Genomic DNA, 24,753 nt, shown 5'->3' with positions numbered 1-24,753 from the left:
TGAGGCGGTAGACATGCGCGCGATTTTTCGTTCAAAGTGCCGGCCAAGCCGGTCATCAAAACCGGTGCGGGAATCGCGGGGCTAGCTGCTCGAACGCAGGCTCTCCCGTGCAAGGACAGGGCTGAAATCCGGACATGGTCACAATAAAAGTCAACAATCTGATCGACTTCGTCGCAGAGGTTTTTTCTCATTCGGAATCCTCGCCCGAGGAAGCAAGGCGCATCGCTACTTATCTCACGACAGCCAATCTCACCGGCCATGACAGCCACGGCGTGATCCGGGTTCCGGTCTATATCCGCTGGAAGAAGACGGGCAACGTCGTTCCAAACCAGACCCCTGAGATCGTCGTCGACACGCCGTCGCTCGCCGTGGTCGATGGCAAGTTCGGCTATGGTCAGACCGTGACGCCATTCGCGGTGCGGACCGGCATTGAGAAGTGCAAGAAGGCGGGACTGTCAGCCATCGCGCTGCGCAACGCCGGCCACATCGGCCGCGTCGGCGACTGGGCGGAGATGGCCGCCGCCGAAGGGCTAGTATCGGTGCACTTCGTCAATGCCGCCGGCTCGCTGCTGGTCGCGCCGTATGGCGGTGTCCAGAAACGGCTCTCGACCGCGCCTTACTGCGTCGGCATTCCGCGCCAGGGGCAAGATCCGATCGTGCTCGATTTTGCCACCTCGATCGTTGCCGAAGGCAAGGTGCTGGTCGCCAGCCGCGGCGGCAAGAAGCTTCCGACCGGCGCACTGGTCGATGCCGACGGCACGCTGAGCGAGGAGCCGTCCGTGCTCTACGGTCCCTACACCCCAGACGGGCCGCGCGACCACACCAAGGGCACTGGCGCGATCCGCGCGTTCGGCGAGCACAAGGGCTCGGGGCTGGCGTTCATCTGCGAACTGCTCGGCGGAGCGCTGACCGGCACCGGCGCCACCTCGGGCGGCCGGCAGTTCGCCAACGGCATGCTTGCCTTCTATATCGATCCCAAGGTGATCGACACGGCCAACTATTTCGACGACGAAATCTCGCGCTATACCGACTTCATCCGCCAGACCAAGCCGATCGCCGGCGTCGAGTCCGTGCTGGTCCCGGGTGACCCCGAACGCAAGATGCGCGCCGAGCGCACCAGGAACGGCGTGCCGCTGCCTGATGATACCTGGGCAGCGATCGTCAACACCGCCCGCGAGGTCGGCGTCAGCGAAGCGAGCATTCAGCGCGCGACCAGCTAATCAAATCTGTGAACTCCAACAAATTGTAACGATCACAAAGGGAAAGCGATCAATGGCAACCAACAACGTCAAGAAAGTATGGGCCTCGGGCAAGGCCGTGGTGAACGCGTGGCTCGCGATCCCGTCCGGCTTCTCGGCCGAAGTGATCGCGCAATGCGGCTTCGACAGCGTCACCGTCGACATGCAGCACGGCGTGCAGGACTATCTTTCGATGGTGCAATGCTTTCAGGCGATGAACGGTCATCCGGTGACGCCGATGGTCCGCGTGCCCTGGAACGAGCCCGGCATCATCGGCAAGGTGCTCGACGGCGGCGCCTATGGCGTGATCTGCCCGATGATCAACACCAAGGAGGAGGCGAAGAACCTCGTCCAGTATTCCAAGTATCCGCCGAAGGGCACGCGCTCGAACGGCCCGATCCGCTCCGGCATGTATGGCTCGGCCGGTTCTTACCAGCAGACGGCGAACGACGAGATTGTGCTGCTGCCGATGATGGAGACCAGGACGGCGGTCGAAAACATGGAGTCGATCCTCGACGTCGAAGGCATCGACGGCGTCTATATCGGCCCGTCCGACCTCGGTTTCTCCTATGGCCTGGTGCCGAAGCTCGACCGCGACGAACCTGAAATACTCAAGATCTACGAGAAGATCGTCAAGGAATGCGGCAAGCGCGGGCTCAATCCCAGCATCCACTGCTCGGGTGCCGAGGGCGCGGTGCGCGCCATCAACATGGGCTTCAAGCTCGTGACGCTGTCGAACGAGAGCGGCCTGATGATGACCTACGCCAAGATGCAGGTGAATCAGACCCGCAAGGATAGCGGCGGGAAGGCGTAAAAGATCTCGTGTCCCGGACGCGGTGCAGCGCTTCTTAGCGCTGCACCGCAGAGCCGGGACCTAGTAGCAGCAGCGGTGCGTGGGCCCCGGATCAGCAGCGCATCGTAGGAGTCGCGCGAAGCGCGATCCCGAACGCGCTGCGCAGCATCCGGGGTACGATAGCTAGATACCGAGGAGATATCCCATGACCACCCCGGCACCCGTGATCCGCCTGCACCCTGACGATGGCGTGCTGATCGCGCGCGCGAGCTTGCCGCCGGGGATGGTGGTGGCCGAGGGCGTCACCACAACCGAACGGATTCCTGCCGGCCATAAGGTCGCGATCAGGCCGATCGCCGCAGGCGAGCCGGTCCGCCGCTACGGCCAGATCATCGGCTTTGCCACCGCGCCGATCGCGCCGGGCCAGCACGTGCACACGCAAAACTGCGGCATGGGCGATTTTGCCAAGGACTATGCCTATGGCGTCGACGTCAAGCCGGTGCCGAATTTCGATCTGCCCGCCAGCTTCGACGGCATTCGCCGCGCCGACGGCCGTGTGGCGACGCGCAACTATATCGGGATCCTCACCTCGGTGAATTGCAGCGCCCATGTCGCCGGCATCGTCGCCGACATGTTCAAGAAGAATCCATTCACCGGCGATAATCCGCTGGCCGACTATCCGAACGTCGACGGTGTGGTGGCGCTGACCCACAAGACCGGCTGCGGCATGACGCAGAACGAACCGCTGGCATTGTTGCGGCGGACACTCGGCGGCTACGCGCGGCACGCAAATTTCTCCCATGTGGTCGTGCTGGGCCTTGGCTGCGAGGTCAACCAGATCGGCGGGCTGATGGAGGAGCAGAAGCTCGCCGGACGTTTGCGCGCGATGGACATCCAGGAAGTCGGCGGCACCCGCAAGACGGTGGAGGCCGGCATTGCCTTCGTGAAGGAGGCGCTGACCGACGCCAATAAAGTAAAGCGCGAGAAGGTCGCAGCCAGCGAATTGACGGTGGCGCTGCAATGCGGCGGCTCCGACGGTTACTCCGGCGTATCGGCCAATCCGGCGCTGGGTGCTGCGAGCGATCTGCTGGTGCGCCACGGCGGCACCGTGATCCTCTCGGAGACGCCGGAGACCTATGGCGCCGAACACCTGCTGACGCGGCGGGCCGTCAGCCGCGAGGTCGGCGAAAAACTCGTCGGCCTGATGCGCTGGTGGGAAGAATACACCAGGCGCGAAGGCGCCGAGATGAATGCCAATCCAAGCCCCGGCAACAAAGCCGGCGGCCTCACCACCATCCTGGAAAAATCATTGGGCGCGATGGCGAAGGCCGGCAGCACCAATCTGGTCGACGTGCTCAACTATGCTGAGCCGATCACCAAGAAGGGTTTTGTCTTTATGGACACGCCCGGCTACGACCCGGTTGCGGCGACAGGCCAGGTCGCGGGCGGCGCCAACATGGTCTGCTTCACCACGGGCCGCGGCAGCGTGTTCGGCTGCAAGCCCGCGCCCTCGATCAAGCTCGCGACCAACACGCCGATGTACAAGCGCATGGAAGATGACATGGACGTCAATTGCGGCACCATCCTCGACGGCGAGGAGACCGTACAGCAATGCGGCCAGCGCATTTTCGAATTGATGCTGAAAACGGCATCCGGCCAGCCGACCAAAAGCGAGAGTTTTGATTTCGGTGGTGCCGAGTTCGCGCCGTGGGTGCTTGGGGCGACGATGTGATAGGAGGCGCGCTGCCTCAACCGTCATTGCGAGCGCAGCGAAGCAATCCATAGTACCGCAAGCGGCGCTATGGATTGCTTCGTCGCTGTCGCTCCTCGCAATGACGGGGAGGCAGCATCGCCCTCTCTTCAGGCACCTCGTGCCCGTTGTTAATGCTTGATCCTGCTCGGAACCGGTGTTCTGCTTAAAAAAGCCGCTGGAGTCTCCGGTCCGTGTCGATCTACGTCGCACTACACCACGTCACGCACTACAAATATGACCGACCGATCGATCTCGGCCCTCAGACCGTTCGCCTGCGTCCGGCGCCGCATACGCGGACGCCGATCCTGAGCTATTCGCTCAAGGTGACGCCCGCCAATCATTTCGTGAACTGGCAGCAGGATCCGCAGGGCAATTGGCTGGCGCGCTTCGTCTTTCCGGAGAAGGCGTCGGAGCTCAGAATAGAAGTCGACTTCACCGCGCAGATGACGGTCGTCAATCCCTTCGATTTCTTCGTCGAGCCCTATGCCAATTCCTTTCCGTTTCAGTACACCGCCGATCTCAAGACCGAGCTCGCGCCCTATCTCGCGACCTCCGAGCAGGGGCCGTTGTTCGCGGCTTACTTAAAGGAGATTCCGCGCGAGGCCGACAGCACGGTCAATTTCCTGGTCGAGCTCAACGCTCAGCTTCAGAAGAAGATCAAGTATGTCATCCGGATGGAGCCGGGCATTCAGACGCCGGAGGAGACGCTGGCGCGGGGTTCCGGCTCGTGCCGCGATTCGGCGTGGCTGTTGATCCAGGCATTGCGGCATCTCGGTCTCGCCGCGCGCTTCGTCTCCGGCTACCTCATGCAGTTGCGTCCCGATATCGATCCTATCGAAGGCCCGCGCGAGGTCGAAAGCGATTTCACCGATCTGCACGCCTGGGCGGAGGTCTATCTTCCCGGCGCAGGCTGGATCGGCTTCGACGTCACTTCGGGCATGCTGACGGGCGAGGGACATATCCCCGTCGCTGCCACGCCGCATTATCGCTCAGCGGCGCCGATCTCGGGCAGCGCCGGCTTCGCCAATGTCGAATTCGGTTTCGAGATGAGCGTCAGGCGCATCCGCGAGGCGCCGCGGATCACGCGGCCGTTCTCCGATGAATCCTGGACGCGGCTCGATCGGCTCGGCGAGCAGGTCGATGCCGATCTCAGGCGCGACGACGTGCGGCTGACCATGGGCGGCGAGCCGACCTTTGTCTCGATCGACGATCTCGAATCGCCGGAATGGAACATCGCTGCCATCGGCCCGACCAAGCAGGCGCTGGCGGATGAGCTGATCCGAAAGCTGCGGGCGCGTTTCGCGCCGGGTGGGTTACTGCATTACGGGCAAGGTAAATGGTATCCGGGCGAAAGCCTGCCGCGCTGGGCGTTCGGACTCTATTGGCGCAAGGACGGCGTGCCGATCTGGAAGAATGCCGACCTGATCGCAAAGATTGAGAACCCGCACAAAGCCGATGTCGCAGACGCCCGGCAACTGATGGAAGGCATCGCGAAGCGGCTCGGCCTCGACGCCAGCTACGTGATGCCGGCGCACGAAGACCCCGTGCATTGGTTGCAAAAGGAAGCCGCACTTCCGGTCAATGTCGATCCCGGCGACTCCAAGTTGTCCGATCCCGAAGAACGATCACGCATGGCGCGGGTGTTCGATGAAGGGCTCGACAAGCCGAAAGGGTTCGTGCTGCCGGTCCAGCATGCGGACGCCGATGGTCCTCGCTGGATGAGCGAGCGCTGGCAATTTCGGCGCAGCCATTTGTTTCTGATCCCAGGCGATTCCCCGCTCGGGCTCCGGCTGCCGATGGCGTCGCTGCCGCATGTTCCGCCGGAAGAATATCCTTATGTCGTCGAGCAGGATCCGATGGAAGCGCGGCTGGAGCTTGCGGCCGAAGACAAGGAGCCTGAAGCAGGGGACACGCAACGGCGAGCGCAAGAGCCGAAAGCAAAGTGCAAACTCAGGCCGGTGCGCACGGCAACCTCGGTCGAAATCCGCGACGGCGTGTTGTGCGCCTTCATGCCGCCGGTCGAGAAGCTCGAACACTATCTTCATCTGATCGCGGCGGTCGAGGCGACTGCCGAAGAGTTGCAGATACCGGTTTATGTCGAGGGCTACGGGCCGCCTTACGATCCACGCGTCGAGGTCATCAAGGTGACGCCCGATCCCGGCGTGATCGAAATCAACGTGCAGCCGGCGCAAAGCTGGCGCGAGGCTGTCGACATCACCTTCGGCCTGTATGAAGACGCCGCCAAGATCCGGCTCGGCGCCAACCGCTTTCTTGTCGATGGCCGCCACACCGGCACCGGCGGCGGCAATCATGTCGTGGTCGGCGGCTCTACGCCGCAGGATTCGCCGTTCCTGCGCCGCCCCGATCTCTTGAAGAGTCTCGTGCTGTACTGGCAGCGTCATCCGTCGCTGTCCTATTTGTTCTCCGGCATGTTCATCGGCCCGACCAGCCAGGCGCCGCGTATCGACGAGGCGCGGCATGACGGACTCTATGAGCTGGAGATCGCGCTCTCGCATGTGCCGCCGCCCGATATCGAAGCCCCGCTATGGCTGGTCGATCGGCTGTTCCGGCATATTCTCGTCGACATAACAGGCAATACCCATCGCGCCGAAATCTGCATCGACAAGCTCTATTCGCCTGATGGCCCGACCGGCCGTCTCGGGCTGGTCGAATTCCGCGCGCTCGAAATGCCTCCCGACCCGCGGATGTCGCTGGCGCAGCAATTGTTGATCCGCGCGCTGATCGCAAAGCTCTGGCGCGAGCCGCAGCAGGGCAAGTTCGTGCGCTGGGGAACCGCGCTGCATGATCGTTTCATGCTGCCGCATTTCCTCTGGGAGGATTTTCTCGGCGTGCTCGATGAGCTCAGGCAATCCGGCTATGAGTTTTCGCCGGAATGGTATTCGGCACAGCTCGAATTCCGTTTTCCGGTTTTCGGCCGTGTCCACCACGGCGGCGTCGCGCTGGAATTGCGTCAGGCGCTGGAGCCCTGGCATGTGCTGGGCGAGGAGGGCTCGGCCGGCGGCACGGTGCGCTATGTCGATTCTTCCGTGGAGCGCCTGCAGGTCAAGGCGACTGGCTTTGTCGAGGGACGCCACGTCGTGACCTGTAACGGCAGGCGGATGCCGATGACATCAACGGGACGCTCCGGCGAAGCCGTGGCCGCCGTCCGCTTCAAGGCCTGGCAGCCGGCTTCGGGGCTGCATCCGACCATCCCGGTCCACGCGCCCCTGACATTTGACTTGATCGATAGCTGGAACGGCCGTTCGCTCGGTGGCTGCGTCTACCACGTCGCCCATCCCGGCGGCCGCAATTACGATACCAAGCCGGTCAATTCCTATGAGGCGGAGGCGCGGCGGCTGGCCCGGTTTCAGGATCACGGCCACACCCCGGGCCGAATCGAGCCGCCGCCCGAGGAACGCACAATTGAATTCCCTTTGACGCTCGACTTGAGGACGCCGCTCCTGATCTAATCGGAAGCGACGGTCTCGGGGAATCGGAATGTCAGGCCAAGGCAACAGTCAGGAGAGCAAGGCCCGCCCGGGTCAGCGCCGGATGGCGCAATGGACGGGCGACTATGCGCGGCTGCCCGGCACTCCCGACGAATATATCGGGCCTGATGGAGCGCCGCGGGCGGCTTGGACCCGCTTCTTCGATGCCTTTGCGGCGCTTTCGCCACCAGATATCGAACGCCGCTTCGCCTCCGCGGACCGGCATCTGCGCGAGGCCGGCGTCACCTATCGCGCGCCCGGCGAAACTGCCGACCGGCTGTGGCCGCTCAGCCATCTGCCGCTGATCATCGACGAGGCCGATTGGCAGCAACTGACCACGGGTATCGCGCAGCGCGCCCAATTGTTTGAAATGATTCTGCGCGATCTCTATGGTGAGGCTCGGCTGGTCAGCGATGGTGCGGTGCCCGCGGCCGCGATTGCCGGCAGCAATGAATATCTCCGCGCCGTCTGCGGCGTCAAACCACCGGGCGGGCGTCATCTTCATTTCTATGCCGCCGATGTCGGCCGCGGCCCCGACGGGCGCTGGTGGGTGCTGAACGACCGCACCCAGGCGCCGTCGGGTGCCGGCTATGCGCTGGAAAACCGCTTGGTGCTGTCGCGCGCCTTTTCCAGTCTCTACAAGTCGATGAACGTCGAGCGCGTGGCGCCGTTCTTCGAGGCGTTCCGCGATTCGCTCCGCGCCAGCGCCGACCGCGACGAGCCGCGCATCGGTCTGTTGACGCCGGGCGCTTTCAGCGAAACCTATTTCGAACACGCCACGCTGGCGCGCTATCTCGGCTTTCTCCTGGTCGAGGGCGACGATCTCGCCGTCAGCGGCGACCGCATCCATATCCGCACCGTCGCCGGCCTGAAGCGGCTCGATGTGCTGTTGCGCCGGGTCGATTCCAATTTCCTCGATCCGCTGGAGCTCGATGCCTCGTCGCATCTCGGCGTGCCGGGCCTGATCGATGTGCTGCGCAAGGACGGCGTCGTCGTCGCCAACATGCCGGGCTCGGGCGTATTGGAGGCGAGGGCGCTGCTCGGATTCCTGCCGAGTCTATGCCGCCGCTTGCTCGGCGAGACCTTGATCATGCCGCACATCGCGACCTGGTGGTGCGGCCAGAAATCCGCGCGTGAGGAAGTGCTGTCGCGGCTGGAGGATTTCGTCATCGAGGGCGCCTATGGCCGGGCCGTTCCCGGCTTTTCCAGCCATGCGCCCGTGCTTGCCGGCGAGTTGCCGCCAGCCGAGCGCGACCGGCTCCGGCAGGCGATCACCGACCGTGGCATCGATTATGTCGGCCAGGAACTGGTGCGCCTGTCGACCACGCCAGTGTGGGAAGAGGGGCGGATCACGCCGCGCCCGTTCGTGCTGAGGGTATTTGCCGCGGCTACGCCACAAGGCTGGACCATCATGCCCGGCGGGTTCTGCCGGATTGCCGAACAGGCGGATGCGCGTGCGGTGTCGATGGGCGACGGCGTGCGGTCGGCGGATGTCTGGGTGGTGTCCGACAAGGCCGTAGCGTCGGCGACACTGCTGCCCGGCGCTGACACGGTGCGGATCAGGCGGATCGCCGGCGTGGTGCCGAGCCGTGCCGCGGATAATCTGTTCTGGCTCGGCCGCTATCTCGAACGCGCCGAGGCGACGCTGCGGCTGATCCGTGCGCTGGGCACCTCGACGCGCGACCCTGCCAAGGGAGCGTCAACCGCGTTGCATTCGGTCGAGCGTATCCAGCGGATTCTCGTGACCTGGGGTGCTACCTCGCAGGCGACGCGGACCAATCCGGCGCGGGTCATCGCGGAAGCGCTGCAGAGCGAGGAGAAGTTCGGTTCGGCGCTTTCACTGGTGCGATCTGTGCAGCGAACTGCGAGTTCGCTGCGCGAGCGGCTTTCGCCCGATGCCTGGCAGATCATCACCGAGATGGTGGAGCGCCTTGCGCTGCAGGTCGACGACGACGACAGCATCGTCAGCGCCGCTGAATTGACGCTGCAGGAGCTGGCGAGCCTTGCCGGCCTGGCGCAGGAGAACATGAACCGCGCCGCCGGCTGGCGCTTCCTCGACATGGGCCGCCGTGCCGAGCGCGCCATCAACACAGTGCGGTTCGCGCGGCAGTTCGCCTATGACGAAGCGGGCGAAGATGACCTCGACGCGCTGTTGACGCTGGTGGATTGCCAGATCACCTACCGCTCGCGCTATCTGGTCGGGCCGGCGCTGGCGCCGGTTCGCGACCTCGCCGTGCTCGACCCTTATAATCCGCGCTCGGTCGCCTTTCAGGTCGCAGCGCTCAACGACCACATTGCGGCGCTGCCCAGCCTGAAGGAACATGGTTTGATCGAGCGGCCACAGCGGCTGGCGGTGGCGTTGCAGGCAACGTTGACGACGGCGGAGGCTGCCACGCTGGATGTGAAAACGCTGTTTGCGCTCGAACAGGATCTGCTCAATCTGGCCGACGCCATCGGCCTGCATTACTTCCCGCACGGGCCCAATGCGAGCCGGCCGGAGAAGCTCACGGGCCTCGCGTGATCTACGACATCCGTCACGTCACGACCTACGCTTACGAGAGCCCGGTGAGTTTTGCGCGCTGCTCGCTGCGGCTGGAGCCGCGAACCGGCGACGGGCAGCAATTGATCTCGCACGCGGTCGAGATCCGGCCGCGGCCGGCCGAACGCACGGTGCGGCGGGACTTTTTCGGAACGCATACCGAGAGCGTGCTGATCGAGACCGCGCATCGCAATTTGCGGATCGATTCCCGCTCACGGGTTTCGGTCGGGCGTCGGGCGCCTGGTCGCGCGGCGCCCAGCCCGCCCTGGGAGCGCATCCGCGACGTGGCCTTTGAGGCTACCAGCCTCGGTCCCGCTTCGCCGGTTGGATACGTCTTTGCAAGCTCGCTGGTTCCGGTGCTGGCGCCGCTCACTGCCTATGCCGCGCCAAGCTTCGCGCCGGGCGGCGGCATCCTCACGGGCGCCGTCGACCTGATGCGCCGCATCCGCAGCGATTTCAGATACGACTCCAAGGCCACCGTGATTTCGACGCCGCTTAAGGAAGTGTTCGAGAAGCGCCACGGCGTCTGCCAGGACTTTGCCCATGTGATGATTGCCGGCCTGCGCGGGCTCGGCCTGCCGGCGGCCTATGTCAGCGGCTATCTGCGCACCGTTCCGCCCGCCGGCCAGCCGCGGCTGCAGGGCGCCGACGCCAGCCACGCCTGGGTCTCGGTCTGGTGCGGCGCCGAGCTTGGCTGGGTCGGCTTCGATCCGACCAACGACCTCCTGGTCGAGAACGATCATATCGTCCTGTCGATCGGCAGGGACTTCTCCGACGTCTCGCCGGTCGACGGCATCATCGTCGGATCGCCCAAGCAGAAGCTCAACGTCGCCGTGGACGTGCTGCTGGTGGAATGAGGCTGGAATGCCTCGATGCCGGACTTCTTAAGAATTGGTTGTCCTGCCGCAGCGGTTAAGCCGCGCTAATCTCCGCTGCACTACGGATAGGCACCTTAACGGAAGGTTTGCACTTTTGTTGCCAGCATGACGTGCGCGGAACCGCGCCTGCAAGTTGCGTCCACCTAGCCAGGAGATAATCGTGAACAATTGGTCAACAAAGCCTTTCGTTTCCGCCGTGGCAGCCATGCTTGTTTTCGGCGGTAGCGCCAGCGCGGGCGGCGGCGCAACCAAGGATGAAGCCGTTGCCATGGTCAAGCAGGCCGTTACCTTCATCAAGGAGCAGGGACCCGAAAAGGCGTATCCCGAGCTCACCAACAAGGCCAGCAAGTTCCGCGACCGCGATCTCTATGTCGTGGTCTACCAGCTCGACGGCAAAGTGCTGGCTCACGGCTCGAACGAGAAGTTCGTCGGCAAGGATCTGATCGACGCGCAGGATGTCGACGGCAAGCTCTACGTCAAGGAACGCGTCGAACTCGCCGCCAAGCAGCCTTCGTTCTGGCAGGACTACAAGTTCGTCAATCCGGTGAGCAAGAAGGTCGAGCCGAAGGAAATGTACTGCGAGAAGCTGGATAACACGGCCGTCTGTGCGGGCGTCTACAAGCTCTGACCCCGATCAAGCGTTTGCGTGGTTGTGCGGTGATCGCCGCACTGAAGGGGTGACATGCTCGGCTGGATCAAGAACATTGGCCTTTCATGGAAAGTCCAGCTCGCTCCGGCGCTCCTGATCGCCGTCCTGATCGGGCTCGGCGCCTATGCGTTGCAAACGCTGCGGTCGAATCAGGCCGCCGTTGACGCGTTGGTGTCCGGTCCGGTCCGGCAATCGGAATTGGCCAATGATCTCACCACCACGGTGTGGACGGCGCACGCCAAGCTGTATCGTCTTGCGGCCACGGCGGCCAATGAAAAGGACGAGAAGAAAATAGCTGCGGTCGCCAAGGAGGCTTCGGCTGCGGCCGGCAAGATTTCCGAGGCGATGAAGGCCGTCGAAGGCATGAAGGGCGGGCTCGGCCCGGAGACTTTCGACAAATTGAAAGCTGCGGTCGCGGGCTATCTCAAGCAATCGAAAAACGCGATCGAGATGGCCGACGGCGACGCCGGTTCGGCGCTGATATTCATCAAGGGTGCAGAGCGCAATTTTGCCGTCATTGAAAAGCTGGTCGACGACCTGATCGCCCATAGCAGCGATAGCAAGGATCGCGAGATTACCCGTGCCGGGATCAAGCTCGAGCAACAACAGATGACGCTGACGGCCGCCCTTCTGGTGGTTGCACTTGCCGGTATCCTGGTTTCGTTTTTGATCGGTCGAAGTACGTCCCGTCCCGTCGTGGCGATGTCGAGGGCGATGCGCGAACTTGCCGCCGGGCATTTCGAGGTCCAACTGCCCGGCCTTGAGCGCCGCGATGAAGTCGGTCAGATGGCGCACGCGATCCAGGAATTCAAGGTGCAGGCGATCGCCAAGGCCGAACGCGAGACGGCGGAGCGCGAGGAAAAGAACCGCGAACTGGCATCGGCCCGCCGTGCCGAGCTTCATAACCTGGCCGAGAGTTTCGAGATCGCGGTCGGCAATATCGTCGAGAACGTTGGCTCAGCCTCGGCCGAATTGGAAAATTCCGCCGCGATCCTGACCAACAGCAGCGTAGCCACCCAGGAGCTCTCCACCGTGGTCGCCGCGGCTTCCGAGGAGACCTCCAGCAACGTGCAGTCGGTGGCGTCCGCCACCGAGGAAATGGCCAGCTCCGTCAATGAAATCGGCAGGCAGGTTGCGAATTCCAACCGGATCGCCAACGAGGCCGTCGTTCAGGCGCAAAAGACCGACGCCCGGATCATCGAATTGTCGGAGGCGGCAAACCGCATCGGCGACGTAACCAGGTTGATCACCACGATCGCCGAGCAGACCAATCTACTGGCACTCAACGCAACCATCGAAGCCGCCCGCGCCGGTGACGCCGGCCGCGGCTTTGCGGTGGTTGCCCAGGAGGTCAAGGCGCTCGCCACCCAGACCGCCAAGGCAACCAGCGAAATCTCGACCCAGATCGCCGAGATGCAATCGGCGACGCAGGAATCGGTGCACGCCATCAAGGAAATCAGCGGCACCATCGGCCGGGTTTCCGAAATCGCCGCGGCGATCGCTGCTGCCATCGAGGAGCAGGGCGCTGCCACCCAGGAAATTGCGCGCAACGTGCAGCAGGCGGCAGTGGGCTCGACCCAGGTCGCGACCAGCATCGCCGACGTCAACCGTGGCGCCGGCGAAATCGGCACGGCATCGTCACAGGTGCTGGCCAACGCGCAACTGCTCTCCAACGAAAACAAGCGCCTCAAGGCCGAGGTCGGCAAGTTTCTCGCAACCGTGCGGTCGGCTTAAGCCGTAGGGCCCACGTTCGCGCCTTGCAGGAGCGGCCATCAGCGGATCATCGATCGAGTGATTGTTGCGAATCCTCGACGTCACAAGGAACAACTAATGCCTATTGAAAAATGCCAGCACGGCTTGGTCGAACGCATCCGGTTTCTCGGAGGGGACGGTATGCGAACTGCCGGCGATAGTTGTCCGCTCCTGGTTAGGCAGGCAGCTCGCGAGCTGATCGATAATCCTGTGAAAGAACTTCGGGCTCGACTCACCATTTGACAGCAACGTCGGCGCATTGATGGTCTTGGCCATATCGCAGGTGAAGACGGGTCTCGGGCGTTTCGTCATCGCGTCAGCCCGGTAGGTCGCAAAATTATCCAAATTCATTTGCTTATCGACATCGGAACGGCGCTCATAGGCCCCGGCGCCACCTACTCCATTTACGAAAAGCGGAATACCAATTTCGGCATTCCCAGCCCTAATGGCTTCTCTCGCCGCGGCCAGTTTGCCGCCGAACTCTTTAAGTACATCAGCTCCATCGGAGGTACCAGCCAACATGCCTGCCGCGGGCGGTTCGTTTAGAGCGAGACTGGTTACCATTTCCGGGTGCGACGCGGCGAAAAAAAGAGCCGCGTGCGCCCCAGAAGAATGCGCCACCACCCGAACCTTTGACAGTCCGAGCGCGCGCACCAAGGCTGCGAGGTCTTCGCCGTGGGCATCGGCGGCTCCGTCTGGCATCCCTTCCGGGCTGCTCTCGTTCGGGAAATTGTTGCGGCGACTGTACGCGATGGCGCGATAGCGGTCGGCGAATTTCGGAAGATGACCGGCCCACATTCGGTAGTCTTGCAGGCCACCATGAACAAATATGACCGGATCGCCTCGCCCCAATTCGACATAGGCAAGCTCAGTACCGTTTACTGAAATTCGCTTCACATCTTGAGCGGTGGCTGTTGCCGCTAGAAATATCGATGTTGCAGCCCCCAAGACGCCTCGGAACATGCTCGTCTCCATCTGTGTATCTGGAGGTTTGCCCTTCGACGAATGGGAGGATTATGATCCGAAAACGGTCATCTGTCTGTTGTATGCTTCACACGCCACCACTATTGCCCAGCCTCAGATGCCGCCGGCTTACGTGCCGGTCTTGCGCGCCGGCTCTGACGAATCCGCACGCAGGTTGCGGAAGAATTTTTCGACCTCGCGCGACAGCGTTTCGGCCGTGGCCGTCAGCTCGCTGGATGCCGTAAGGACCGAAGTCGCCGCCGTGCTCGTCGTGCCGATGGCGTCGCTGAGCGATCCGATATTGACGACCAGCGTTCCATTGCCCTGCGCCGCCAATTGCGCGTTCGCCGAGATTTCACGGGTCGCCGCATCCTGCTGCTCGATCGCGCTGGCAATGATGGAAGTCACCTCGTTGATGTCGCGCACGGCGGCGCCGATCTCGCGGACCGCTTCGACGGAGGTTTTGGTCGACGTCTGGATCAGGCCGACGTTCTGGCCGATTTCGGCGGTCGCCTTGGCGGTCTGCTCGGCCAGCGCCTTGACCTCGTGGGCGACCACGGCGAAGCCGCGGCCGGCGTCGCCGGCGCGCGCGGCTTCGATCGTTGCGTTGAGCGCGAGAAGGTTGGTTTGCTCGGCGATCGCCTGGATCAGGTTGAGCACGCCGTCGATGCGCTGGGTCGCAGCCGCAAGCCCCTCGATTTCGGAGACCGATTTCTCGGTGCGCTGGCCCGCCTGCTCGACGGCGTTGGCCGACTGGCGCACCTGGCGGCCGATTTCCTCGACGGAAGCGGAAAGCTCTTCGGCAGCGCTCGCGACCGCGGAGACGTTGCTGGAGGCCTGTTCGGTCGCACCGTTGGCGGCCACCGCGCGTCCGCTTGCTTCCGATGAGACGCTGGCGATGGTCTGGGCGGTACCGCGCATCGCGGTCGCATTGTCGGTGACCGCGCGCAGTACGCCGCCGATCGCTTCCCGGAACGCATCGACCGAGGCTTCGATGTGGCGGGTGCGCTCGTCACGCGCCCTGGAATCCTCCAGCACCTGCGAATTGAGGTTGCGGTTGCGGTCCATCGCTTCCTGGAAGATCTTGATGGCACGGGCGAGCGCGCCGATTTCGTCGGCGCGTTCAGCATGCGGAACCTCGACGCCTTCGGCGCCGTCGGCAACCTGCTTGATGGTGGCGGTGATCACCGAGAGCGGGCGCGCGATCGAACGGGAAATGATCAGCACGCCGAGGACGACTACCACCAGCGCCAACAAGCCGAGGCAAGTCAGGATAAATGCCATCGTATGGTTGGTGTCGGTCTGTTGGGCCAGCCTCCTGCTGCGTTCGGCATAGACTTTGGAGAGCGCCTCGAGATCCTTATTCAGCGCGGTGCGCACTTGGCGGTTGGCGTCGTTGTCGCCCCATTCACGCCCCGCAGCCCCGTTGATCTCGACGCCGCGGCGAACCAGCTCCTTGCGGAAGTCGACGAACTGTTCGATGCGCTTCTTGAAGGTGGCGAACTGCTGGGCGTCGTCGGCCTGGACCAGCGTTTCCCAGTTCTTCACGACATCAAGGATGCGCTCGTTGAACTTGAGCAGCCCGTCGCCGTACTTCTTCACCACGGCGGGTTCCGTCGACATGTAGATGCCGCGGGATTCCATCACGACCGCATAGACCAGCGAATTGATGCGCTCGACGTTGAGCGCGGCGCGGCTCGCGATCGAGACCTCTTCGGTAAGGGCCGCATTCTGACGGGTGTTGTAATCGGATAAGGCCGTGATGGCTGCGACGAGCAACGCGAACAGCGCGAAGATCGAATACAATTTGGCTGCAAGCGAAAATCGGGATGCCATGGCGCCACCAAAATAAGTAGGGGAAATTCAGCCGTATCGGCACGCCGGATGAGATCCAGGGAATGCCGTCAGCGTAGGCAATGTGCTGAATTTTGGTGGAGAATGTCTTAACGCGCGAAGTTCGTCGAACCGCAACTAACGGCAAATCATCGAGTAACTTCAAACGATTACTTGGATGTAGCGGGATGCGTCGCCGGGAAAATTCGGCATGTCGGTGCGACTGCAACGGGCCTTGGTATATCCGCGCAATTGGAGGTGGCTGGCGCGGCGGAAGAAGCCCGGGTCCCGCAACTGCCCGACAAGACGGTACCGCCATGACGGCGCAGCGCGCCTGAGCCTCCGAAGGACGGTTCGCATTGGCAAGCAGCCGTGGCGCGAATCAAGCTAGTTAGACAGCGAGCACGGCGAAGGTGGCGCCGCGCTGCTCCGATTATGCGTGAGAATTGGGACTCATGACTCAAAGTGCCGCCTTGCCGGGCAATCTCGATCTCTATCTCCACGTGCGCGTGCTGATCGCCCTGATCCTCGGGCTCAGCGTCACGCGTCTGGTCAGTGGTATCGCGGCATTGGTCCAGCACCCCGGTCGCTACCCGATTTGGCCTGTACATCTTGGCTGGGTCGCCTGGACGCTCCTGAACGTGGTCGCGTTCTGGTGGTGGGAGTTTCAGCTGAGCCACATCCAGCACTGGACGTACGGCCTTTACTTCTTCGTTTGCGTGTACGCATCGATGTACTATTTCCTGAGCGTTCTGCTTTTCCCGCAGGATCTCGATGAATATAAGGGCTACGAGGATTACTTTCTCTCCCGCAGCCGCTGGTTCTTTGGTTTTGCGGCCCTCACGGAAGCCCTCGATGTGGTCGATACCTGGATAAAGGGCGAAGCGCATCTGCGATCGCTGGGACTGGAATATCTCGTCGCCACCAGCGCATTCATATTGCTGTCCGTGGTAGCCGCGAGAACGCGCAACCCAAAATTTCACATGTTGTTTGCGCTCAGCGCGGTGGCTTATCAAATAAGCTTTTCGATCCGCCATTTTGGTACGCTGGATTAGTCACAGGCGGGGACCCTGATCGCTGGTCCCGTCCACCGCGCGGCCTCGAGCGGATTGAAGCCCGGATGAAGCCGACACTCCGCTGATTGCGCCTGTAGCCTTGGCTGGTCGCCCGGCATAGACTAGCCAGGCAACGGAGCGGGTACGGCGCAGGAAGGTCAGCATGGTCTATCGGCAGATCATCGGTGCCACCACCTATGCGTTCGACGGTTTGCGCGACCTGCTCGCCAAAGCGACACCGCCGCGATCCGGCGACCGTCTGGCCGGCGTCGCGGCCGATAGCGCGGAACAGATGATCGCAGCGCGAATGGCGCTCGCCGACGTGCCGCTGAAGCAGTTCCTCAACGAGGCCGTCATTCCCTATGAGGATGACGAGGTCACCCGGCTGATCATCGACAGCCACGATGCCCCGGGCTTTGCTGCCATATCGTCGCTGACCGTCGGCGGCTTCCGCGACTGGCTGCTCTCCGACGCCGCAACAAGCGAGTCTTTGGCGAAGGTCTCGCGCGGGATCACGCCGGAAATGGCCGCCGGCGTCTCAAAACTGATGCGCAACCAAGATCTGATCCTGATCGCCAAGAAATGCGCGGTAACCTCGGCCTTTCGCAACACCATCGGCCTGAAGGGGCGGATGAGCGTGCGGCTGCAGCCCAACCATCCCTTCGATGACGCCAAGGGCATTACCGCTTCGATCCTCGACGGCGTCCTCCTGGGATCGGGCGATGCCTGCATCGGTATCAATCCGGCCAGCGATGATCCCGCCGTGATCGGCGAGTTGCTGCGGCTGCTCGACGGCATCATCTCGCGGCTGCAGATCCCGACGCAGGGCTGCGTGCTCACGCATGTCACCACGACGCTTGGATTGATCGGGCAGGGTGCGCCGGTCGATCTGGTGTTTCAGTCGATCGCCGGAACGGAGGCTGCCAATCGCAGTTTTGGTGTCGATCTCGCGCTGCTGCGCGAGGCGCGTGAGGCGGGGCTGTCGCTGCGCCGCGGCACGGTCGGCGAAAATTTGATGTATTTCGAGACGGGGCAGGGTTCGGCGCTGTCGGCCAACGCCCATCACAATGTCGACCAGCAGACATGCGAGGCGCGGGCCTACGCAGTGGCGCGCGCGTTCGATCCGCTGCTGGTTAACAGCGTGGTCGGTTTCATCGGTCCGGAATATCTTTACGACGGCAAGGAAATCATCCGCGCCGGCCTGGAGGACCATTTCTGCGGCAAGCTGCTCGGCCTGCCGCTCGGGGTCGACGTCTGCTACACCAACCATGCCGAAGCCGATCAGGACGACATGGACAATTTGCTGACGCTATTGGCCGCCGCCGGCGTCACCTTCATCATGGGCGTGCCGGGCGCCGACGACGTCATGCTGAACTATCAGTCGACCTCGTTCCACGACGCGCTCTACGTCCGGGACCTCTTCGGCTTGAAGCGAGCGCCCGAGTTCGACGATTGGCTGGTCCGATCAGGCCTCGCGGACGGCAATTTCCGGCTTGCCGGCAACGCCGGCCTGCTGCCCGAATTTGCCTCGCGGCTGATCGCCTGAACTCCGTCCTGCAGATTTTCGTGCAACCAATTGAACCCAAAGCGAGTTAGAAGTCACAGTCACAATATTGAAGAATTTCTGGCCCAACTTTCAATGTCGTGCTTAAATTCATGTCAGCCTTGAGGAAATTTGATGAGAGCTGAAGGCATTGGAACGGTACGGCGTATCCTGTGCGTCTTCCCGCGCTATACGTCTTCTTTCGGCACGTTCGAATACGCCTATCCCCTGACCGCTGGCGTGAAGGCTTTCATGCCGCCACAGGGCCTCCTCTTGATTGCGGCCTATCTCCCGGCAAACTGGCAGGTGCGTTTCATCGACGAGAACATTCGCCCCGCCAGCAAGGAAGACTTCGAATGGGCGGAAGCGGTCTTCGTCAGCGGCATGCACATCCAGCGCCAGCAGATGAACGACATCTGTCGCCGCGCGCATGCCTTCGATCTTGCGGTCGCGATCGGCGGCCCGTCGGTGAGCGCGTGCCCGGATTACTATCCCTCGTTCGACTATCTCCATGTCGGCGAACTCGGCGACGCCACCAATGAACTGATCGCGCGGCTGGCGCGCGACCCTTCGCGTCCCGAGCAGCAGGTGGTGCTGACGACCAGCGAACGCCTGTCGATGACGGAGTTTCCGATTCCGGCCTACGAGTTGGCCGAGGTGAAGAAATATCTGCTCGGCAGCATCCAGTATTCGAGCGGATGCCCCTATCAGTGCGAGTTCTGCGACATCCCCGGGCTCTATGGCCGCAACCCGCGCCTGAAGACGCCGCAGCAGATCGTTGCCGAACTGGACAGGATGCGCGAATGCGGCATCACCGATACGGTCTATTTCGTCGACGACAATTTCATCGGCAACCGCAAGGCCACGCTGGATTTGCTGCCGCATCTGATCGAATGGCAGAAGAGGACAGGCTACGTCGTGCGGCTGGCGTGCGAGGCGACGCTGAACATCGCCAAGCGGCCAGAGATCCTGGAGAAGATGCGCGAGGCGAGGTTCGTCACCGTGTTCTGTGGCATCGAGACGCCCGATCCCGACGCGCTGCACGCAATGCACAAGGACCACAACATGATGGTCCCGATCCACGAAGGCATCCACACCATCAATTCCTACGGCATGGAGGTCGTCTCCGGCATCATCATGGGTCTCGACACCGACAAGCCGGGCACGGCGGACGCACTGCTCAACTTCGTCGATGAATCGCGGATTCCGCTGCTGACGATCAATCTGCTGCAGGCGCTGCCGAAAACGCCGCTGTGGGACCGGCTGGAGCGCGAAGGCCGGCTCAACGATGACGAGAGCCGCGATTCCAACGTCGAATTCCTGATGCCCTACGACCAGGTCATCAATTCCTGGAAGCGATGCATGGAGGTCGCCTTCCAGCCCGAGAAGCTCTATGCGCGCTACCAGTATCAATGCGACTACACCTACGCCAACCGGATCAAGGTGCCGGTCGCGCCTGAAATGAAGACCTGGCCCAACATCAGGCGCGCGCTGATCATGCTGCGCAACATCTTCTGGCAGGTCGGTGTGCTCAGCGATTACAGGCGCGTGTTCTGGAAATTCGCGATCGGGCGCCTCAGGCGCGGCGATCTCGAAGGGCTGATCGGTTCGGCCACGATCGCGCATCATCTGATCAAGTTCGCGCGCGCGGCGTCCGGCGGCCAGCAGAATGCATCGAACTATTCGATCCGGCTGCGTGAGGCCTCCGTGCCTGCCGAGTAAGGCTCATGAAAACGCCGACACCGCCGACCCGCTCGCTCGAAGCCCTGCGGGAGCTGACGCCGGCGCGCGTCGGGCTCGGCCGCTCCGGCGCGAGCATGCCGACCGACGCGCTGCTTGCCTTCACCCTCGACCACGCACGCGCGCGCGATGCCGTGCATGCCGCATTCGATGTGGAGCATCTGATTGCCGGATTGGCCGGCCTCGACCTGCAGGTCAGTGAGGTTTCCAGTCAGGCGGGCAACCGGCGCGACTATCTGCGCCGCCCCGATCTCGGACGCATGCTCGACCCGGATTCGCGGCGCGCACTGGAAAAGCAGGGCGGCGGTGCGAACCAGGTTGTGATCGTGATCGGCGATGGACTGTCGCCGGCGGCCGTCAATGTCCACGCGGTCGAGCTGGTCCGCCATCTTGCTCCGCGCCTGACGGACGCCGGGATCCGGTGCGACCACGTCGTGGTCGCTTCCGGCGCACGCGTGGCGCTGGGCGACGAGATCGGCGCCGTGCTCGGCGCGCAGATGGTGGTGATGCTGATCGGCGAGCGGCCCGGCCTGTCGGCCCCCGACAGTCTCGGCGCGTATCTGACCTTTGCGCCGCGCGGCGGCCTCACCGACGAGAAGCGCAATTGCGTGTCCAATATCCGCGGCGCAGGCCTGAGCTACGATGAGGCCGCCTTCAAGATCGCGTGGTTGGTGCGTGAAGGCATCGCGCGCCAGGTCACGGGCGTGGCGCTGAAGGACGAAAGCGGAACCGCGCTGATCGCCGCCGGTGGCGCTGGCAGGTGTGGCAAATCAGAGACTTAACGCGCATTTTCGACATTTGCGTCCCGATTTGCCCGGCCGCGCGCGCTTGCCGGATCAGGTTCGGGCCTGTAAAACGGCGCCGGTTAATTTACCGCGTGATTTCAAGGGCTAGTGCCGATCGGATAGGGGCTGGCAAAGCCGTATTCGCGCCACCAAGCTGCACAAAAAACCAAGCTACACAAACAGGCCGACGTGAGAACTGGACAGGGTATGCTCGACAAGAACTCGGAAAGTCGCGTCCACGTCGCAGCCATAGAGGAGCCGCCGCAGGGCAAGAGCATCGCCTTCGGGCTCGAGCGCATGGGGCTGATCGCGGTCAAGGCGCCGATACTGTCCATGGTCATTCTCGCGGTGCTGATCGTGGCGGCGATCTTCGGCATCCAGCGCATCAAGATCGACGACTCGCTGAGCCAGTTGTTCCGTTCCGATTCCAAGGACTTCAAGCAATATGAGGCCGTGACCAAGCGCTTTCCGGCGACCGAATTCGACGTGCTGGTCGTGGTCGAGGGCAAGACGCTGCTGGCCCGCGAGAACCTCGAAAAGATCCGCGACATGGTCACCGACCTGCAACTGGTCGAGGGTGTGCGCGGCCTGGTCTCGCTGTTTTCGGCGCGTCAGGCGCCGGAGCCCGGCAAGTTGCCGGCCGCGCTGTTCCCGCCCGAACTGCCGCAGGGCGCCGCCTACGACAAGTTCGTCGAGACCGTCAAGACCAACGAGATCATTCGCGGCAAGCTGTTGTCCGAGGATGGCACGCTGGCGCTGATCGTGCTGTCGCTGGAGCCGAAGGTCGTTTCCTCGAACGATCTCGGCACGGTGGTCGGCGAAATGCGGAAGATCATGGCCGAGGATCTTTCCGGCAGCGGGCTCAACGCCCAGCTTTCCGGCGTTCCCGTCATGCAGCTCGAGATCCGCAACGCGGTCAAGCGCGACGGGCTGACCTACAACATTCTCGGTATCCTGGCCGGCTGCATCATCGCAATCGTTTTCTTCCGCAAGATATCGTTCATGGTGGTTGCGGCCTTCCCGCCGATCATCGCGATCCTGCTCGCGCTCGGTGGCCTCGGGTGGGCCGGTTTCAACCTCAACATGTTCCTGAACGTGATGACGCCGCTCATCATGGTGATCAGCTTCTCGGACTCCATGCAGTTGACGTTCGCGGCGCGCGACCGCCTCATTGCCGGCCAGGACAAGCTGAAGGCCTTCACCAACGCCGTGCTGGTAGTCGGCCCGGCCTGCGTGCTGACCCATGGCACCGCCGGCATTTCCTTCATCGCGCTGCAATTCTCCGATTCCGAACTGATCCGCAAATTCGGCGAGGCCGGTCTTGCCGCCACCATCATCGCGCTGGTGGCCGTGCTGTCGCTGGTGCCCGTATTCGGCGTGCTGTTCGTCCGCAACGAGAAGATTTTTGCGGTGAAATTCCAGAGCGCCGACGCCGGCGTGCAGGCGCTGCGCAATTTCTGTTACTGGATTGCGGTGCGCATGGTCGGTCGCCCCGGCATGTTTAGCCTGATCGCGCTGATCTTCGTCGGTGCGCTGGGCTACATCTACGCCACGCTGGAGCCGCGCTACCGGCTCGCCGATCAGGTGCCGGACAAGCGGCAGGCGGTGGCGGCATCGAGCCGGCTCGACGCCAAGCTCACCGGCGCCAATCCGATCGACGTGCTGATCGAGTTCCCCAAGGGCGCCTCGCTCTACGCGCCGGAAACCCTGAAGACGATCGCCGACGTCCACTCGATGGTCGAGAAGTCGGCCGGCGTCGGCAACGTCTGGTCGCTGGAAACGCTGCGCCGCTGGCTCGCCGAAAAGGCCGGCAGCAACGACGTCGCGACGCTGAAGGAATATGTCAGCGTCATCCCGGAACATCTGGTCCGTCGCTTCATCTCGGCCGAACAAGATGCGGTGGTGGTCTCAGGACGTGTGCCCGATCTCGATTCGAGCGAAATCCTTCCCGTGGTCGACAAGCTCGACAAGGCGCTGGACAAGGTGCGCGCCGAGCATCCAGGTTATGAGATTGCGGTCACCGGCCTGTCGGCGATTGCCGCCCGCAACAGCGCCAACATGATTTCGAAGCTGAATGCCGGCCTCACGGTCGAGTTCCTGCTGGTCGCGATCTTCATTGGCCTCGCATTCCGCTCGGTCGTGGTGATGTTCTCCTGCATCCTGCCCGGCATTTTTCCGGTCGTAGCATCGGGCACGGTGCTCTGGATAATGGGTGAGGGGCTGCAATTCGCCAGCGTCGTCGCGCTGACGGTATCGTTCGGCCTCGGCTTGAGCGCCACCATCCACTTCCTCAACCGCTTGCGGCTGGAGAGCAAGCCGGGCGTGACTGCGGGACTGGCGGTTGAGCGCGCCACCGTGCTGGTCGGTCCGGCGCTGATTCTGACCACGGTGGTGCTGGCCTGCGGCCTCGGCGTCACCGTGTTCTCCGACCTGCCGTCGCTACGCTTGTTCGGCTGGCTCAGCGCGTTCTCGATGATCGCAGCGCTGGTCGCTGACCTCTTCATCCTGCGGCCGACCTCGATGTTCCTGATCAGCCTGTCGGAAAAGATTCGCGGCGTCAGTCACGTCAAGCCAGCGGAGAACAAGGCTGCCGAATAACGAACGCTGCTGAACAATAGGGGTCGCCGGCCAACGGCAGCCGCAGAGGGGATGAGGAATGACGTCTGCAGGATTAGCCGCTCGCCCTGCGGCCGACGCCGCCGCCTACCGCGCGGTCGAACACATCTATCATTCCTATCTCACCGGGCTGATCCTGATGCTGGCGTCGCGGGTCGGCGCGCCGCGCGCGGCCGAGGTGGTATTTCGCACCTTCCGGCGCCAGCAACTGGCGCGCTTCCTTCCCGGATTGAAGAAGCTCGGCCTCGACCAGCTTCCGCATGCGGTCGCGTGCGCCCAATATCACTATCTGTCGAACCAGGTCGGCGGCGTGAAGGTTGAATATGTCTACGAGAGCGACACCAAGGCCTGGGTGCGCTATCCACCGCCGCGCTGGATCTGGTCCGGCACGGCCATTTGCGGAATCCCCTCGGAAGTCTCGCGGGCGATGTTGCGCGGATGGCATGCCAACAACGGCGTCGTGCTCGGCAATCCCAGGCTCGGCTTTGTCTGCACGGGTCAGACCGTCGACGGTCAGCCGGGGCTCGAAGGTTACTACAAGGAATGGGATCACGATCTCGCGCCTGAGGAGCGACTGCAGTTTTCGCCGGGCGAACGCTGTCCGCCGTTCCGTGCCGAACTCGCGCCGCGCCTGCCGGAGAATACGTGGCCGGAGGAACGGCTGCAGAAGGTGCTTCGCAATTATGCGATGGAGTACATCACCTCGGTCGTTCCGGAGACGATTGCCGTGCTCGGACCGGAGGAGGGCGGCCATCTCGCCGGCGCCGCGGCGCGGCTCGTCGGGATGCACACATTCGACGACGTCGCTGCGCTGTTGGGTGGCGTGGAGGCGGGGGCGGCGGGTTTCGCCAAGGCCTTCGCCCGACTTGCGCGGGGGCAGGACGACGATGCGGAACTAGAAGTCGAAGGCTCGGGCGCAACCGTGCGCCAGACTTCGTGGCGCCTGATGACGGGACGTGAAGCGCTGTCGCCTCAAGTGTTCGATGCCTGGAACGAATTGTGGGTGGGGGCCGCGCTCGCGCATGATCGCTTCATGCGTGTCGAGGTGACGGAACGCCGCGACCGCGGCGAAGCGCATTGGGCGTGGCAATTCCGCTGAGCTGCCGAAAATAAAAATGGCGGCACCCG

16 protein-coding genes are annotated in these 24,753 nt (G+C 63.1%); 14 read left to right on the top strand and 2 right to left on the bottom strand.

All coding sequences use genetic code 11. The annotated features are described in order from the left end of the window. Positions 1 to 134: 134 nt before the first annotated feature. The 8 genes from V1278_RS28765 to V1278_RS28730 all read left to right on the top strand — a co-directional run bounded on the left by V1278_RS28765 (position 135) and on the right by V1278_RS28730 (position 13,072). Positions 135 to 1,220: a malate/lactate/ureidoglycolate dehydrogenase gene (locus tag V1278_RS28765; RefSeq protein WP_334383018.1), complete on the top strand. Its 1,086-nt coding sequence runs from the start codon at positions 135 to 137 to the stop codon at positions 1,218 to 1,220. Positions 1,221 to 1,272: 52 nt separating this feature from the next. Next, the gene (locus V1278_RS28760) at positions 1,273 to 2,052 is read left to right on the top strand and encodes an HpcH/HpaI aldolase family protein (protein ID WP_334383017.1); all 780 of its coding nucleotides are present in this window, start codon (positions 1,273 to 1,275) and stop codon (positions 2,050 to 2,052) included. A 184-nt stretch (positions 2,053 to 2,236) separates the two neighbouring features. Next, on the top strand, positions 2,237 to 3,763 hold the full coding sequence (locus tag V1278_RS28755) for a UxaA family hydrolase (protein WP_334383016.1): 1,527 nt from the start codon (positions 2,237 to 2,239) through the stop codon (positions 3,761 to 3,763). A gap of 212 nt (positions 3,764 to 3,975) precedes the next feature. Further along, positions 3,976 to 7,254, top strand: coding sequence for a transglutaminase family protein (locus V1278_RS28750; protein ID WP_334383015.1), 3,279 nt, complete (start codon positions 3,976 to 3,978; stop codon positions 7,252 to 7,254). A 28-nt stretch (positions 7,255 to 7,282) separates the two neighbouring features. Then, complete coding sequence (locus V1278_RS28745; protein WP_334383014.1) at positions 7,283 to 9,793, top strand: circularly permuted type 2 ATP-grasp protein; 2,511 nt, start codon at positions 7,283 to 7,285, stop codon at positions 9,791 to 9,793. Then, the gene (locus V1278_RS28740; protein ID WP_334383013.1) at positions 9,790 to 10,668 is read left to right on the top strand and encodes a transglutaminase family protein; all 879 of its coding nucleotides are present in this window, start codon (positions 9,790 to 9,792) and stop codon (positions 10,666 to 10,668) included. Before V1278_RS28745 ends, V1278_RS28740 begins: the two co-directional genes overlap by 4 nt. 226 nt (positions 10,669 to 10,894) lie before the next feature. Beyond that, positions 10,895 to 11,317 carry a cache domain-containing protein gene (locus V1278_RS28735; protein WP_334384284.1) on the top strand — a complete coding sequence of 141 codons (423 nt, stop codon included), beginning with the start codon at positions 10,895 to 10,897 and terminating at the stop codon, positions 11,315 to 11,317. 54 nt (positions 11,318 to 11,371) lie between these two features. Further along, on the top strand, positions 11,372 to 13,072 hold the full coding sequence (locus tag V1278_RS28730; RefSeq protein ID WP_334383012.1) for a methyl-accepting chemotaxis protein: 1,701 nt from the start codon (positions 11,372 to 11,374) through the stop codon (positions 13,070 to 13,072). Between the two features lie 93 nt (positions 13,073 to 13,165). On the opposite strand, the gene V1278_RS28725 is transcribed toward V1278_RS28730, so the two are convergent. Further along, positions 13,166 to 14,053 (bottom strand): alpha/beta fold hydrolase, encoded by an 888-nt coding sequence (locus V1278_RS28725; RefSeq protein WP_334383011.1) that lies wholly within the window; start codon positions 14,051 to 14,053, stop codon positions 13,166 to 13,168. 129 nt (positions 14,054 to 14,182) lie between these two features. After that, positions 14,183 to 15,889, bottom strand: coding sequence for a methyl-accepting chemotaxis protein (locus tag V1278_RS28720; protein WP_334367812.1), 1,707 nt, complete (start codon positions 15,887 to 15,889; stop codon positions 14,183 to 14,185). A gap of 452 nt (positions 15,890 to 16,341) precedes the next feature. On the opposite strand from V1278_RS28720, the gene V1278_RS28715 reads away from it, so the two are divergent. From V1278_RS28715 to V1278_RS28690, 6 genes are all read left to right on the top strand, one after another. Continuing rightward, a complete protein-coding gene (locus V1278_RS28715; RefSeq protein WP_334383010.1) occupies positions 16,342 to 16,941 on the top strand; it encodes a hypothetical protein in 600 nt (199 codons plus the stop codon). Positions 16,942 to 17,104: 163 nt separating this feature from the next. Then, complete coding sequence (locus tag V1278_RS28710) at positions 17,105 to 18,487, top strand: ethanolamine ammonia-lyase subunit EutB (protein ID WP_334383009.1); 1,383 nt, start codon at positions 17,105 to 17,107, stop codon at positions 18,485 to 18,487. Between the two features lie 132 nt (positions 18,488 to 18,619). Beyond that, positions 18,620 to 20,206: a B12-binding domain-containing radical SAM protein gene (locus V1278_RS28705; RefSeq protein WP_334383008.1), complete on the top strand. Its 1,587-nt coding sequence runs from the start codon at positions 18,620 to 18,622 to the stop codon at positions 20,204 to 20,206. A gap of 5 nt (positions 20,207 to 20,211) precedes the next feature. Beyond that, a complete protein-coding gene (gene eutC / locus V1278_RS28700; RefSeq protein WP_334383007.1) occupies positions 20,212 to 21,006 on the top strand; it encodes an ethanolamine ammonia-lyase subunit EutC in 795 nt (264 codons plus the stop codon). Positions 21,007 to 21,216: 210 nt separating this feature from the next. Continuing rightward, complete coding sequence (locus tag V1278_RS28695) at positions 21,217 to 23,607, top strand: efflux RND transporter permease subunit (RefSeq protein WP_334383006.1); 2,391 nt, start codon at positions 21,217 to 21,219, stop codon at positions 23,605 to 23,607. Between the two features lie 58 nt (positions 23,608 to 23,665). Then, a complete protein-coding gene (locus V1278_RS28690; RefSeq protein WP_334383005.1) occupies positions 23,666 to 24,724 on the top strand; it encodes a hypothetical protein in 1,059 nt (352 codons plus the stop codon). Positions 24,725 to 24,753: the final 29 nt, after the last annotated feature.

Source organism: Bradyrhizobium sp. AZCC 1577 (assembly GCF_036924575.1).
GTDB lineage: Bacteria > Pseudomonadota > Alphaproteobacteria > Rhizobiales > Xanthobacteraceae > Bradyrhizobium.
Note: the sequence above shows the minus strand (reverse complement) of the source record. Positions and strands in the feature narration are given on the sequence as shown.

What these genes read in the sequence shown, in the direction of transcription:
- V1278_RS28765 (WP_334383018.1), top strand. Translation starts at nt 135, where the DNA reads ATGGTCACAATAAAAGTCAACAATCTGATCGACTTCGTCGCAGAGGTT.
- V1278_RS28760 (WP_334383017.1), top strand. Translation starts at nt 1,273, where the DNA reads ATGGCAACCAACAACGTCAAGAAAGTATGGGCCTCGGGCAAGGCCGTG.
- V1278_RS28755 (WP_334383016.1), top strand. Translation starts at nt 2,237, where the DNA reads ATGACCACCCCGGCACCCGTGATCCGCCTGCACCCTGACGATGGCGTG.
- V1278_RS28745 (WP_334383014.1), top strand. Translation starts at nt 7,283, where the DNA reads ATGTCAGGCCAAGGCAACAGTCAGGAGAGCAAGGCCCGCCCGGGTCAG.
- V1278_RS28735 (WP_334384284.1), top strand. Translation starts at nt 10,895, where the DNA reads ATGCTTGTTTTCGGCGGTAGCGCCAGCGCGGGCGGCGGCGCAACCAAG.
- V1278_RS28730 (WP_334383012.1), top strand. Translation starts at nt 11,372, where the DNA reads ATGCTCGGCTGGATCAAGAACATTGGCCTTTCATGGAAAGTCCAGCTC.
- V1278_RS28725 (WP_334383011.1), bottom strand. Translation starts at nt 14,053, where the DNA reads ATGTTCCGAGGCGTCTTGGGGGCTGCAACATCGATATTTCTAGCGGCA.
- V1278_RS28720 (WP_334367812.1), bottom strand. Translation starts at nt 15,889, where the DNA reads ATGGCATCCCGATTTTCGCTTGCAGCCAAATTGTATTCGATCTTCGCG.
- V1278_RS28715 (WP_334383010.1), top strand. Translation starts at nt 16,342, where the DNA reads ATGACTCAAAGTGCCGCCTTGCCGGGCAATCTCGATCTCTATCTCCAC.
- V1278_RS28710 (WP_334383009.1), top strand. Translation starts at nt 17,105, where the DNA reads ATGGTCTATCGGCAGATCATCGGTGCCACCACCTATGCGTTCGACGGT.
- V1278_RS28705 (WP_334383008.1), top strand. Translation starts at nt 18,620, where the DNA reads ATGAGAGCTGAAGGCATTGGAACGGTACGGCGTATCCTGTGCGTCTTC.
- eutC (WP_334383007.1), top strand. Translation starts at nt 20,212, where the DNA reads ATGAAAACGCCGACACCGCCGACCCGCTCGCTCGAAGCCCTGCGGGAG.
- V1278_RS28695 (WP_334383006.1), top strand. Translation starts at nt 21,217, where the DNA reads ATGCTCGACAAGAACTCGGAAAGTCGCGTCCACGTCGCAGCCATAGAG.
- V1278_RS28690 (WP_334383005.1), top strand. Translation starts at nt 23,666, where the DNA reads ATGACGTCTGCAGGATTAGCCGCTCGCCCTGCGGCCGACGCCGCCGCC.